Raw genomic sequence first — 14,276 nt, forward strand, 5'->3', positions numbered from 1 at the left:
GTCGTTATTTTCAGCTTACTACCTGCTCCTTTCCTTATCCCGAACTCAGGTTAATCTTAATTTTCGATTTTTTATTGGCAATCTGAGCTTAAATCAAAACTTTGACATTCTCTAGCTTCCGACAATTGCCTAACCGTATTACCAGGCTGATAACTTATCAAAGCTCCTGCAAGCGCAGCTAATGTAACAGCAGTAGCTAGTCCCAGCAAAGTGGCTCGTTTTCTAGGTTTGATTGTACTGATGAAATTATCTAACCCAGTCGCACTACCAACAACCTCAATTGTCCCAAGTGCTTTTAAAGCAATAGCCGCATTAGCATAGCGGCGTTTTCGGTTACGTTCCACCATTTTCATCAACCACCATCGGAAACGCGGACTAATTTGAGGAACTAATTGCTGGAAATTAAAGCGATAGTTATCATCAATTAATTTACCAATCTCAACAGAACGGGTATTAGTAAGTAAGCAAATTAGTGTTGCTCCTAAACTATATAAATCTGATGCCTCAGTCAGGGAATGACCAAACTGTTCCTCTGGTGGCATAAAACCTGGAGTTCCGGCTATAAAGCTGCTCAGAGCTACTTTCGCACCCTGTCTTCTAGCCAATCCAAAATCAACCAGGTAAGCATTTAGTTCTTTATCAACCAAAATATTCTCTGGCTTAATATCTCGATGAATAATTGCGGGAAGTTGCTTTTGCAGATAAACCAAAATTTCTAAGATTGAAAGAGCAATTTGCTTAATTTCTTCAGGATGAAAGCTACGTTTTAATCCCAAGGATGGGGCATTTTTATATTCTTGTACGAGATAAAAAGCTCCTGGCATTTCAAAGGAATCTATATAGCGAGGAATGCGGGGATGATTGAGTTGTTGCAAAATTTCTATTTCGCGCTGATATGCTTTCACACCTGATAAATCAGCACCTGCACGAGCAAAACAAAACTCTTTAATTACCACCTGCTGATTAGATTTGAAAACATTAGCTAGATAAGTAATCCTTCCCCCTTCTCGGTTGCGTCCTAATTCGCTGATGACTTGATAGCCAAGTTCTGAAAAATCTGGATGGTGATTTAAGGGTATTACCCTTTTATCTCCATTACGCACATCAAGCTCCATTTCTTCACACACCATACGAGTTTGATTATGTCAAGGCGCAATTCAAAGATTAAAATCCACTCACCCAGATTGTTAGCCCCATGTTTACCTTGCTTGGGCTAATACATATCGGCAGAAAGGCGAAATTATTACCTTTGCGCTAGCCAATCGACAATCTGAGCATTGACAACATCTGGAACCTCATCGTGAGGACAATGACCGGCATTGGGAATGGGAACAATTTTGATATCTTTGCCATTCTCCCGCGCCTTTTCGTAAATCTTGGCCCCGGTAATTGGTGTCCAAGGGTCGTCAGCACCCCAAATTACTAATAAAGGACGTTCTACTTTGGGCAAAAGTTCCTCTGGACTGGGACCAGGAGGCGCTGTGAGTATAGATGCGAAGACTTGTTGCGCTCCTGGGTCGCAAGAGGGAGTATAAAGTAAATCGACTAATTCATCGGTGACAGCTTGGCGATCGCGGTAAACTTGATAGAGGGTGCGGCGAATTTGGGCTTTTTGGCGGATGCGGTTATAGACAAATTTACCTGTAATTGGCGATCGCACAAACCGATTAAAAGTTGACATCACAATCCGTAGTGGCGGGTTCAGTTCGTGGGGACGATGACTCAAACCACCCGCAGAATTAATTAGAATACCACCAGCAGCAATTTCTGGATGTTCTACCAGTACAATCAAGCTCAAAAGTGCGCCGATGGAGTTGCCAATAAATACAGCAGGTTCTTGGATGTGTGCTGTGCAGAAATCTTTCAGCAGTTCCACCCAAACTTCTACACTGTAATCAATCGGCGCTTTATCAGAACCGCCGAAACCTAAAAGGTCTATGGCAAACACCTGGTAGCCAGCATCAGCTAAAACTGGGATATTTTTGCGCCAGTGTCCAATGGAAGCGCCAAAGCCGTGAACCAGTACTAGAGGGCGTCCTGTGCCCATGACAGTGTACTGAATTTTGTAGCCCTGCCAATTCCAAATGAATTTTTCAAAGGCATCTTGGGTTGCAAGCTGTTGTGTCGTTACAGTCATTATTAAGATTAATAAAGTGTTTCTTTAATATAGTAATGTTCTCTCACCGAAATAGTGCTGAGTAACGAGTGCTGAGTAAAAAGGACAGGTAGCAAACATTTCCTCGCAGTACGTCGTTGGACAACAACAAGTTGCAGTTGAAGAACAAACTGAAACTTCAACGGAGGGCGTAAAACCGCGTCGCCATTGCAACCAAGGAATTGGTAATGGTTCTGAGGGATGTGACCCAGGCAATTCACACCCTCACGGTGGCAGTAATGATGAAGGTGGACGCAGCCCTGGTAATAAGTAACCATTTTTTAAGAGACGCGATGAATCGCGTCTCTAGCTTGCTCAACTGTAAAATTCACTACCTGACCATAAGAAATTTCCAGGGTATGACCATCTGGGTCTCGAAGATAAGCCCAGTAACCAACGGGAGGGCCCCAGTCATTTGGCCCAGCCAGCAGTATTCCTTCAGTGCGTGCCTTATTGCACAGGCGATCGATTTCCCCACGATTCTGATAAGCTACCCCAAGATGGGATTGTGGTAAAAGTGCGCCTTCTACTTTAGGTACTTTAATTAGGACAATCACAAAAGGTCTAGTCAGGTCACTAATCCAAGCAACATCTGATTGAGTCGCTTGATCAATGCGATGATGCACGACTGTCATCTGGGCATACTTTGCATAAAATGAGATACTTGCATCAACATCACTGACTGCAAGTGCAATGTGAGTAAAACCAAGATCAGACATAAAAAAACTCCGTGGTAGACTTGACCGCACGAATGTAGGTGTTGGCATCAGTGCTTACTAAGAAAGGTGACACCATTGATAATGAAGGTAGGCGTTATCTTCACAAAATTTATGTTTTTAACTTGGTTCGACAGCAACTCTTGGTTACTGGAAATCGGCGGGAAACGAATACTAATTGACCCTTGGCTGGTTGGTTCGTTAATTTTCAGCAATTTGGATTGGTTATTTAAAGGGTCGCGATCGCAAAATCGCCCAATCCCAGATAATATTGATTTGATTCTGCTATCTCAGGGTTTAGAAGACCATACTCACCCACCAACGCTCAAGCTGTTAGATCGCAGCATCAAGGTTGTAGCTTCTCCCAATGCAGCTAAGGTAGTACAGCAGTTAGATTACACCCAAGTAACAGTATTAGCTCATGGTGAAACTTTCACTTTAAATAATCAAGTAGAAATCAAGGCTTTCCCTGGCTCTCCAATTGGCCCGACTCTGGTAGAAAATAGTTATCTTCTCAAAGAATTGGCGAGTGGTTTAACTGTATACTATGAGCCTCACGGGTATCATTCTCCACAACTTCAGCAATCTGCACCTATCGATGTAGTGATTACGCCGTTTATTGACATGACGCTACCTTTGCTTGGGCCGATTATTAAAGGACAAAATAGTGCTTTAGAAGTCGTCAAATCATTACAGCCTCAAGTAATAATACCTACTGCCGCTGGTGGAGATGTGTCCTTTGAGGGCTTGCTGATGAAACTCATTCAAACTAAAGGAAGTGCTGAGGAATTTTGTTCGTTATTAGAAAAGAACAATCTTTCGACGCAGGTACTTGAGCCGAAACCAGGCGATCGCTTTGAACTACCATTAGAAAAACGAGCATTAGCAATTTAAATTCTAGGACAGATACTGTTTGCCATGTTAGTTTAATAACATGGCAACTACTAATTTTTTTCCATAGCTGAATTATCTTGCATATACACTTCCCTAATCGGAAAAGGAATTTGAATTCCTGCTTGCTGATAGCGTTTGTGTAATTTTTTGACAAATAGATGTTTACCCATACGCTGATCAAAGTATTCGCTTACGCGCATATAAAGCGTAAAATCTATACTAAAATCATTAAAAGTATGAAATCTGATATATGGTTCGTTTTCTTTTAATTCTGGAGCAATTTCTTGCATCACTTCTTTAGCAACTTCTACAGTCACTTTTTCAACTTGTTCTAAATCGCTATCATAACTTACGCCAACATCCATTGTTAAAGTAATTTCCTTTGCAGGTAAATGATAGTTTGTGAAAATTGCAGAAGACAACTTAGAATTAGGAACAATGACTATATTATTGGAAATTTCTTTAATTGTTGTATTACGCCAAGAAATATCTATAACATATCCCTCATGTCCAGCATCTAATTTTACATAGTCTCCGGTTCTAACTTGCTTAGAAATAATTAAGTAAAAACCAGAAAATAAATTTGCCAATGTGTCTTGAAGTGCCAAACCAACTGCTAGACCACCAATACCTAAAGTTGTGATGATCGGGGTAATTTGAACACCCACAGTTTGCAGTATAATTAATGTTCCCAAAACTAAAACAGTAATTTTAGCCAGGTTAGAAATTAGTGATGTGGGAACCCCTTCTGCTCTGCGAATAAATAAATTCACAAAACCAGCAGTCAATTTAGCCAAGACTAAAGTTATTGAATATAGTAATGCCATCGTCAGAATTTTTTGCAGTACTATGGCAATATTTGGTTTGAGGGGGGCACTCAGAACTGCCCAAAAAAAACCGCCAATGACAAACCAAAGAAAAGTCATCCGGTGTAGAGAGTGAAATATAATTCTACTGCCGGCAATTCGTTTATTAGTAACAAATGTTTCTAGTTTTTTAAAGATAACTTTTTCACCAATTATTCCAGCCAGAAAGCCAGATACAATAAACACTATCGGCGTAACCCATTCCATCATATAAATTTTAAATTTGGAGTTTTATATTTTAGAATAACAGTACTATTGCTGCAATTATGGCTAAATTTTACCTTGTTGCCGGATTAGCTGCTTGAGATTGTCTTTCCTTATGGACTTGCCAATTATTTACCACCCAGATTACATTGCTCCTCTACCTGAAGGACATCGTTTCCCGATGTCTAAGTTCCGACAACTCTACGAATTGCTGTTAGCTGATGGTGTAGCGAATCAAGAACAATTTCACACTCCCGAACGTCCGCTACTAGAATTGATAGAGTTAGTCCATACTCCAAGCTACGTTCAAGCTTATTGCGAAGGAACCCTAGATGCGAAAGCACAACGTCGCATTGGTTTGCCTTGGAGTCCAGCACTAGCAAATCGTACTTGTGTAGCGGTAGGTGGTACGATACTCACTGCAAAACTGGCACTAAGTCAGGGTTTAGCTTGTAATACGGCTGGTGGAACTCATCACGCCTTTCCCAGTTATGGGTCTGGTTTTTGTATTTTCAACGATTTAGCGATCGCCTGTCGCGTTTTACAAAAATTTGGACTCGTCCAAAAAATCCTGATTGTCGATTTGGATGTCCATCAAGGAGACGGCACAGCTTTTATCTTCCAAGGCGACGACAGCGTTTTTACTTTCTCTATGCACTGCGAAGTCAATTTCCCCGGTACGAAACAAAACAGCGATTTGGATGTTCCTTTGCCGATAGGAATGGAAGATGACGCTTATTTACAAACCTTGGCGAATTATATATCAGATTTGTTGTCTAAAGTCAAGCCAGATTTAGTATTTTATGATGCAGGTGTTGACCCTCATATAGGCGATCGCTTGGGCAAATTAGCCCTTACAGATGCTGGCATTTTCCGCCGAGAAATGCAGGTTTTGAGTACCTGTATGAGTAGTGGTTATCCAGTGGCCTGCGTCATTGGCGGCGGTTATGCCGATGATATGAAATCTTTAGTATGGCGACACTCCCTGCTACATCGCGCCGCCAGTCAAATTTATCAGCAGTATAAACTATAGTCATTTAATGGGTAATAGTAACCGAAATCGTAAAGTTTTTATACACATAGCTTTTTGGCTTTTTCAACCCGTCGAACTCACGTTAAAATTGATTCTTAATGTAACAATTCAATCTAGTGCCTGATCTTTTTTTAAAATTTTACGCTCTCTTCGTTTAAGGAAGATAACTTAATCCGCCGACTTTCACGCGATAGGGGCATTAAAATCGGAGCTTGACTTTCAGCATTGCTTTCTTTCAAGCTTTCTACCACCTGAGATAATTCTGCAATTGTCGGTGCTTCAAATACGCTACGCAAAGGCAACTCCACGTGTAAGGCGTCGCGCACTCTAGAGACAAGCTGAGTTGCCAGTAATGAATGACCGCCTAATTCAAAGAAATTATCATAAATTCCTATGCGCTTAAGCCCCAAAACCTCAGCAAAAATTTTCACCAGCACTTGTTCAACAGGAGTCCGAGGTGCGATGTAATTTTCAGGCAATTGGAGCTTAATTGCATCATGGAATGCTTTTAAGGCGCGGCGATTGACTTTACCATTAGCTGTTAGAGGTAATGACTCCAATACTACAAAAGCTGATGGCATCATGTACTCAGGCAATTTTTGTGCTATGTAAGTCTGCAACTGTGGCACTAACTTACGCGCAGCTTTGGCTTGCAGGGGATTATTGCCGTAAGATTGCCAGGGACGAGGATGAGCCGTGCTATGTGAAAAAATAGTTTTCTTACTTACTGCATCTTGCCGTACAAAAACTACATCATAATATCCTTCAATGCTTGAAAGCGACCAGGTGATCTCAACCCTATAAGGTACATTGAGCGCATAAAAATCTTCTGGGTCTACTCCAAAATTTTCAAGTTCTTGCAAAGCTTTACGTATTTGACCTACAGTTTTAAAACTTTCTGCGTCTGATAGCCATTCTGTTGTTTTAACTGCTGATATTACCCGTGCATTAGGTACATTGATAATGCTTAATATTTTTGGTTGATTCTCAATTAATAACTGACGCACTGCTGAGACTGTGAGATTATCTTCAGACCAGTTCAGCACTGAATGATTTTCAGTATGATTAACAATTTCGGTACTAATATGAAGAATCACATTGTAACGAAACTCAGTTAACTCATTGTGATGTTTACCCCGCATCAGTTGGATTTGTACGTGATTAATTTGCGGAAAGCGTTGCTTGATTGCAGTAAAAAAAGCTGGATCAATAACTAGCTCTGTTTCTTGAAATATTTGCCTTTGTATCCGTTGTTGCAACTCGAAGCAGGTAAGGGAAGGTTCAGCTTGATACAGTTGGACTGACGCATGGAAAGCTTGCAAGAGTGGCAAACTACGCACATCCCCTATAAAAATAAAGCCACCCGGAGCAGTTGCTTTCACTGCGCCTTCTAATACACTAATTAGATAATCAATAGTAGGAAAATATTGTACAACCGAGTTCAGAATTACTGCATCAAAAGCTGCTGTTTCTACTTTCTCGAAGTCAGTAGCCATTTGCTGATATAGTGTTACCTGCGGCATTTCTTGTTTTTGTAGCTGTTGCTGAATGCAGTTAAGTGAAACTGAGGAAAAGTCTGTTCCCCAATATTTAGTGCAGTGAGGTGCAATTCTAAATAGAATCAAACCTGTTCCACAACCAATTTCTAACACTCGTTTGGGTTGCAAAGCCAAAATCTGCTCGACTTGGTTATCCACCCACTCACGCATTTGCTCTGCTGGAATAGGCTGATTTGTGTAACTGCTATTCCAGCCGACAAAATTGAATGTGGGATCTGAATCAGTAGATTGATTATAAGTTTCGTTATACAACATCTGCCATTGCAAAACCTGCTCATTCTGCAATTGCATTAATTGCAAATTCTCCTGTTCGTTACTGTATTCAGTTTTTGGTACTACATAAGCTACTACGCGCTTTTCCTGTTCATCCTCACGAGTTATTACTACAGTTTGCTGCACTGCTGGATGTTGACTCAGTACCGCTTCAATTTCTCCCAACTCAATACGATAGCCACGAATTTTTATCTGATTGTCGAGGCGACCTAAAAATTCAAGGTTGCCATCTACTCGATAGCGAACTAAATCACCTGTTTTATAAAGTCGTGCTTTTAACTTATTAGTAAAAGAATGATAGATGAAGGATTCAGCAGTTAAGTCAGGATGGTTTAAATAACCTCGTGCTAACCCATCACCACTTATATATAACTCTCCCGGAACGCCAATAGGTACTGGTTGCAAATGTTTATCTAATATATAAAGTTTTGTATTAGCGATCGCACAACCAATTCCAGGCGCTAAATTACCTTTATTTTTAACAGAAACATATCCCGACGTTGTAACAATTGTATTCTCAGTTGGGCCATAATTATTAAATACTTGAAAAGAGTGGGAAGCTAAAGGATATTGATTTAGTTTGTCTCCACCTGTGAGCAATATTCGTAAAGCTGCGTTCTGAGGAAAATCTAATAATAAAATTTTCTCTGCTAAAGGTGTTGGGATGAAAGAAATTGTTATCGCTTTTGATACTAGCCAATCTCGGAGATAGTCAGGCGATCGCTTAATTTCATCATCTACAATATAGATACTTGCCCCAGTACTCAGATAAGGCCAAATTTCCCAACCGCAAGCGTCAAAGGCAACTCCAGAAATCTGCGTTGCTCGGTCAAGGGGTGAAACTGCAAACGCTTTTTGATGCCAAAATACTAAATTTAACAATCCTCTATGTTCAATTTTAACTCCTTTAGGTTTTCCAGTTGAGCCAGAGGTATAAATTATATAAGCGAGGTTATCTACTGTAACTTTACTAGTAAGGTTATCTTCAATCTCTTGAGAAATAATCTCCCAATCTTTATCTAAACAGATTATTTGTGAATCAGAGTTTTTTAGACGTTCAAGCCATCGCTCCTGAGTTAATAAAACTGAGACTTGAGCATCTTCGAGCATAAAATTTAAACGCTCAGATAGATAGCTTGCATCTAAAGGTACATAAGCTCCACCTGCTTTCAGTATGCCCAACATCCCGATTACCATATCAAAAGAGCGTTCTACACAAAGTCCTACTAAAACTTCGCTTTTAACTCCTAATTTTTTTAGATAATGTGCAAGTTGATTACTGCGTATATTTAACTCTTTGTAGCTAAGTTGCTCCTCGCCAAATACTAGCGCAGTTGCCTCACTATTCTGCTCTGCTACACTTTGAATTAACTGATGAATACACTTATCTTGAGGATAAATTGCTTGGGTATTGTTCCATTCAACTAACAATTGATGTAGCTCAGATTCGCTTAAAAGTGGTAAATGTGCAATTCGGTCTTCTGGATTTGCAACTATACCCTCCAGTAATATTTGGAAGTGTCCTAGCATCCTGGTGATAGTAGCGTCATCGAACAAATCAGTGCTATAAATTACAAAACCACTAATTCGTTCTGAGCTATCTGCCCATAACCCATTTTGAGTATTTGGCTCCCACAAGTGGAACTCCAAATCAAAGCGCGTTGTTTCTGTTTCAAATGGTAGCGAACTTAAAGTTAAACTAGGTAACTCTAAGGCTGTCATCGGCGCATTTTGGAGCGCAAAAACAACTTGAAATAGCGGATTTTGATTCAAATTACGCTCTGGATGCAGTTCCTCTACGAGTTTTTCAAAAGGTAAATCTTGATGGCTGTATGCTCCTAAAGCTATCTCTTTAACTCGACTCAATAGTTCCCGAAAAGTTGGGTTTCCTGATAGATCGGTACGCAGTACTAAGCTGTTGACAAAAAAACCAATTAATCCCTCAATTTCACTACGGTTGCGATTGGCAATAGGTGAACCAATAGCAATATCTTCTTGCTGTGTATAGCGGTAAAGTAAAGCTTGGAATGCTGCTAGTAGGGTTATGAATAAAGTTACCCCTTCTTGTTGTCCTAGAGCTAAAAGTGCTTTGCTCAAACTTTTTGATAATTGCAGAGGTTGCCTTGCACCCTGATAAGTTTGTACAGCTAGTCTTGGTCTGTCAGTTGGCAGATTTAGTATAGAAATGCCATCTAATTGCTTCTGCCAGTAACTCAGCTGCTTTTCTAATACTTCCCCTTGCAACCATTGGCGTTGCCAGTATGCAAAATCTGCATATTGGATTCTAAGTTTCGATAGAGGAGAAGGCTGATTGTTGGTAAAGGCTGTGTAGAGTGCTGCTATCTCTTGAATCAGCACCCCAATAGACCAACCATCAGAGACAATGTGGTGCATAGTTAGCAGCAGGATGTATTGTGTATCATCTAACCACAGCAGTTTTATTTGCAACAACGAATCAGTTGATAAATTGAAAGGACGTTGAGCTTCTTGTGTAGTGAGTCGTCGTGCTTGTATTTCTCGTTCGGCTTGTGGCAGTTGCCGTAAATCTATTATTGGTAAAGGTATTGTTAGGGTAGGATTAATTACCTGAACTGGTTGCCCTTTCTGTACGACAATAGCGGTGCGTAAAGCTTCATGCCGCCGCACAATTTCGTTAAAAGTTTGCTCTAGTACGGCTAATTTCAGCGAACCTGTTAAATGTAGTGCTAGTGGAATGTTATAGAAAGGATTATTAGGGATTAATTGGTCAAGAAACCACAGCCGTTGTTGAGCAAAGGAGAGGGGAAGATTTCCTGATCGCGAAATAGGTACAAGAGGTTTAAAACTGTGGTTATTAGTACGATTAGATGCTTCTAAAAATTCAATAATTTCTGCTTTACGCTCTTGAATTTCTGCACGCAGTTCTGGTGTAATAATTCCTTCAGGGGCGTTACAGCGAAACTTTTCACCATCAATAAAAACTTGAATATCTAAGCTGCGAAGATAAGATAAAAACTCAACGGTATTCAAAATTACACCTCTTCGCAACAGTTATTACTTATTAGTTATTAACTAACCCAGCATTTTTATCACACTTACAACACCCTATAAATCATTCTTGGGAGTGAAAGTTGGATGATTTTAACTATGGTATGAAGCTAAAAGCAGTTAACAAAATATTACAAGGTTTAGGCTCATAATATTCATGCCTCATAATTTTCTAGTTGTATGGCTGGTTCAACTGCTGTCGCTTGGGGTACTTGGCAGTGGGATCTATATTTAAGAAGTCGGGTGGCTAACTGCTCAAACTCAAGCGTTTTTACTTAAAATTCCACGTCTTCTCGTTCCTGACTCGTAGTTCCAACTTTATCTAAACTTTTTTTCGCCCAATATGTTGTTTCAATGTACTTAGTAAGTTGTTCAATAGTTGGCGCTTCAAACAAATTGCTTACAGGCAAATCTATTTGGAAGGTGTCACGGATACGGGAAGTTAGCACAGTCGCTAAGAGAGAATGACCGCCCAATTCAAAGAAATTGTCATGGACACCTACTTGCTCTTTCCCCAAGACTTTAGCCCAGATTTGGGCAAGTAACTCTTCAACTTGCGATCGCGGTGCCACATAATCTTGATTATTGAAAGAAATTGTATCAGGCATGGGTAAAGCATGCCGATCCAGTTTGCCATTAGGTGTTAGAGGTAGAGATTCCAGTATCACGTAGGCTCTTGGCACCATGTATTCTGGGAGCTTTTCTTTGAGAAATTGACGAAGTAAGAATGCAAAGCCTTGCACCTCTTGCATCACTATCTGTTCCTGGTTGAGAACAACATAAGCTACCAAGTACTTATCATCAGGTACATCCTCACCAACAATGACAACAGTTTCTCTCACTGCTGGATGTTGATTCAACACCGCTTCAATCTCTGACAACTCAATGCGGAAGCCGCGAATCTTTACTTGATTGTCAATGCGACCTAAAAATTCAATATTGCCATCAGATAAATAGCGAGCTAAATCACCAGTTTTATAAAGACGTGTTTTTGGATTATTACTAAAAGGATGAGGAATAAAGTGTTTTGTAGTGACTTCAGGGCGATTGAGATATTCTCGCGCCAGCCCCTCCCCACCCATATATAATTCGCCAGTAACGCCAACAGGCACTAGTTGTAAATGGGGATCTAATATATAGATTTGGGTATTTGTAATGGGGCGACCAATAGGCAAAGATGTAGCTGATGAAAACTCTTGAACATAATAATAAGAAGAAAATGTTGTATTTTCTGTAGGCCCATAAACATGAATTAAATGCTTTGGCGTACCATTTTTAAGAATTTTTTTAATCCATCTCAGATCGATAGTTTCGCCACCAAACAGTAAATATTTCAAGGTTGCAAAAGCTTGCGGAACATCTCTAGCAATCTGTTGAAACAAGGCGGTAGTCAAAAACAGAATATTGATACCTTTTTTTCGTAGTTGTAATGCAAATTCGTGAGGTGAGAGGGTTACATCTTTACTAACTACCACAAGTTGAGCGCCGTTAAGTAGCGCTCCCCATATCTCGAATGTCGCTGCATCAAAAGAAACGTTTGAGGCTTGGGCGACTTTATCAGATGGTAATAATTTTATATAGTTCGTATTGCACACTAACCGATTTACAGCTTTGTGAGGTACAGCAACTCCCTTGGGTTTTCCTGTAGAACCAGAGGTGTAAATAACATAAGCTAAATTATCACTATTTAAATCACTTTTGGGATTGTCTTCCTTTTCTTGGGTAATAATTTCCCAGTCTTTATCTATAGAAATAATTGGTTTTGAGAAATCTTCAAAATGCTTGAGCAAGTTTTCTTGTGTCAGCAACACTGAAACTTGTGCATCTTCAAGCATAAAATTTAGACGCTCTTGAGGATAGCTGGGGTCTAATGGAACATACGCTCCCCCTGCTTTCAGAATACCCAAAAACCCTATTATCATTTCTATAGACTGTGAAATACAAATGCCGACTAAAACTTCTGAACATACTCCGATTTTTTGTAAATGGTGTGCCAGTTTATTGCTGCGAGTATTCAAATCTTGATAAGTCAGCTGCTCGTTAGCAAAGTTTACTGCTATAAAATCAGAATACTGCTGTACCTTTTCTTCAAACAATTGATGGATACATTTATCTTGAGGATAATAGGCTTGGGTGTTATTCCATTTCACCAATACCTGATGTAGCTCTGCTTCACTTAATAACGGTAAATTTGCAATTCGTTGCTCTGGATTTGCAACAATGCCTGACAACAGAGTTTTAAAATGTTCCACCATCCGGCTAATAGTGGCTTGATCAAATAAATCTGTGTTGTAAACCATTACGCCTCGGAGACCTTCAGAATACTCCCAGTTTCCGCCCCATAAGCTCCTAAAATCTTCAGAACACTTCCACAGATGCAGTTCCAAATCAAAACGTGTTTTTTTCAAGTCAATATTCAGAAAGCTAGGTACTAATCCAGGCAGTTCTAGCGCTGACATTGGTGCATTCTGGAAACCAAACACCACTTGAAATAGCGGATGGTGGCTCAAGTTTCGCTCTGGATGCACTTCTTCAACTAACTTTTCAAACGGCAAATCTTGATGGCTGTATGCTCCTAAAGTTACTTCGCGTACTCTGCCTAATAGTTCTCGAAAAGTTGGGTTTCCGGATAAGTTGCTATGTAGCACCAAACTATTGACAAAAAAACCAATTATTCCTTCAATTTCGCTGCGGTTACGATTAGCAATTGGGGAACCTACCGCGATATTTTCTTGATGGGTATAGCGGTAAAGTAATGTTTGAAATGCTGCCACCAGTGTCATAAATAAGGTTGCAGCTTCTTGCTGTGACAGCTTTTCTAGTGTATCAATTAGCTTTTTTGGTAACTCTAGAAATTGTGTTGCTCCTTGATAGCTTTGTATAGCTGGCCTTGGTTTGTCAGTAGGCAGATGCAGTATGGAAATATTGTTTAATTGCTCCCGCCAGTAAGCTAACTGGGTTTGAAGTACTTCTCTTTGCAACCACTCGCGCTGCCAGTGAGCAAAATCGGCGTACTGAAGAGGCAGTTCTAATAGAGGAGAAGGCTGGTTTTGTGCAAAAGCTGCGTACAGCGTTCCCAATTCCCGAATCAGTACCCCCATAGACCAATCGTCGCAGATAATGTGGTGCATATTCAATAATAGAATATGTTCTGTCTCAGAAAGGACGAGGAGTATTACTCGCAGCAATGGCCCGGAGGATAACTCGAAGGGATGTTCTATCTCTGCGGTAATAATGCATTTTGCTTTAACTTCTTGTTCATCAGCTGGCAATTGTTGGAGGTCTAATACAGAAAGAGGTATTGTTAAGCTGGGTGCGATCGCCTGTAAAGGTTGCCCATCCGACACAATAAAAGTGGTGCGTAAGGTTTCGTGGCGACGCACGATTTCGTTAAAAGTCTGTTCTAGTGCGGCTAATTTCAGCGAACCTGTCAAACGAATTACTGTCGGCACATTGTAGATAACATTGTCGGGGATCAACTGGTCGAGAAACCATAGCCGTTGTTGAGCAAAAGATGCTGGAAAAACGAAGACTTCTTCAGAAGACATA

Annotated in this window: 8 protein-coding genes; 2 read left to right on the forward strand and 6 right to left on the reverse strand. The window is 40.2% G+C overall.

Features of this window, described 5'->3' with window-relative positions:
• Positions 1-71 precede the first annotated feature (71 nt).
• The 3 genes from RMY16_RS12095 to RMY16_RS12105 all read right to left on the reverse strand — a co-directional run bounded on the left by RMY16_RS12095 (position 72) and on the right by RMY16_RS12105 (position 2,874).
• A complete protein-coding gene (locus RMY16_RS12095) occupies positions 72-1,115 on the reverse strand; it encodes a serine/threonine-protein kinase (RefSeq protein WP_322736614.1) in 1,044 nt (347 codons plus the stop codon).
• Positions 1,116-1,243: 128 nt separating this feature from the next.
• On the reverse strand, positions 1,244-2,137 hold the full coding sequence (locus RMY16_RS12100; protein ID WP_322736554.1) for an alpha/beta fold hydrolase: 894 nt from the start codon (positions 2,135-2,137) through the stop codon (positions 1,244-1,246).
• Between the two features lie 299 nt (positions 2,138-2,436).
• Complete coding sequence (locus RMY16_RS12105; protein WP_322736555.1) at positions 2,437-2,874, reverse strand: VOC family protein; 438 nt, start codon at positions 2,872-2,874, stop codon at positions 2,437-2,439.
• Positions 2,875-2,985: 111 nt separating this feature from the next.
• On the opposite strand from RMY16_RS12105, the gene RMY16_RS12110 reads away from it, so the two are divergent.
• Positions 2,986-3,765: an MBL fold metallo-hydrolase gene (locus tag RMY16_RS12110; protein WP_322736556.1), complete on the forward strand. Its 780-nt coding sequence runs from the start codon at positions 2,986-2,988 to the stop codon at positions 3,763-3,765.
• A 50-nt stretch (positions 3,766-3,815) separates the two neighbouring features.
• Here the strand turns inward: RMY16_RS12110 and RMY16_RS12115 are convergent, their stop codons facing one another.
• A complete protein-coding gene (locus RMY16_RS12115) occupies positions 3,816-4,841 on the reverse strand; it encodes a mechanosensitive ion channel family protein (RefSeq protein WP_322736557.1) in 1,026 nt (341 codons plus the stop codon).
• Between the two features lie 109 nt (positions 4,842-4,950).
• On the opposite strand from RMY16_RS12115, the gene RMY16_RS12120 reads away from it, so the two are divergent.
• Entirely contained in the window at positions 4,951-5,868 is a 918-nt protein-coding gene (locus RMY16_RS12120; RefSeq protein ID WP_322736558.1) for a histone deacetylase, read from the forward strand.
• Positions 5,869-5,999: 131 nt separating this feature from the next.
• On the opposite strand, the gene RMY16_RS12125 is transcribed toward RMY16_RS12120, so the two are convergent.
• On the reverse strand, positions 6,000-10,709 hold the full coding sequence (locus RMY16_RS12125) for a non-ribosomal peptide synthetase (RefSeq protein WP_322736559.1): 4,710 nt from the start codon (positions 10,707-10,709) through the stop codon (positions 6,000-6,002).
• Between the two features lie 293 nt (positions 10,710-11,002).
• Entirely contained in the window at positions 11,003-14,275 is a 3,273-nt protein-coding gene (locus RMY16_RS12130) for an amino acid adenylation domain-containing protein (protein WP_322736560.1), read from the reverse strand.
• Position 14,276: the final 1 nt, after the last annotated feature.

Origin of the sequence: Nostoc sp. DedQUE12b (assembly GCF_034530835.1) — a bacterium.
Taxonomy (GTDB): Bacteria; Cyanobacteriota; Cyanobacteriia; order Cyanobacteriales; family Nostocaceae; genus Nostoc.

What these genes read in the sequence shown, in the direction of transcription:
- RMY16_RS12120 (WP_322736558.1), top strand. Translation starts at nt 4,951, where the DNA reads ATGGACTTGCCAATTATTTACCACCCAGATTACATTGCTCCTCTACCT.
- RMY16_RS12130 (WP_322736560.1), bottom strand. Translation starts at nt 14,275, where the DNA reads ATGTCTTCTGAAGAAGTCTTCGTTTTTCCAGCATCTTTTGCTCAACAA.
- RMY16_RS12115 (WP_322736557.1), bottom strand. Translation starts at nt 4,841, where the DNA reads ATGATGGAATGGGTTACGCCGATAGTGTTTATTGTATCTGGCTTTCTG.
- RMY16_RS12110 (WP_322736556.1), top strand. Translation starts at nt 2,986, where the DNA reads ATGTTTTTAACTTGGTTCGACAGCAACTCTTGGTTACTGGAAATCGGC.
- RMY16_RS12105 (WP_322736555.1), bottom strand. Translation starts at nt 2,874, where the DNA reads ATGTCTGATCTTGGTTTTACTCACATTGCACTTGCAGTCAGTGATGTT.
- RMY16_RS12095 (WP_322736614.1), bottom strand. Translation starts at nt 1,115, where the DNA reads ATGGAGCTTGATGTGCGTAATGGAGATAAAAGGGTAATACCCTTAAAT.
- RMY16_RS12100 (WP_322736554.1), bottom strand. Translation starts at nt 2,137, where the DNA reads ATGACTGTAACGACACAACAGCTTGCAACCCAAGATGCCTTTGAAAAA.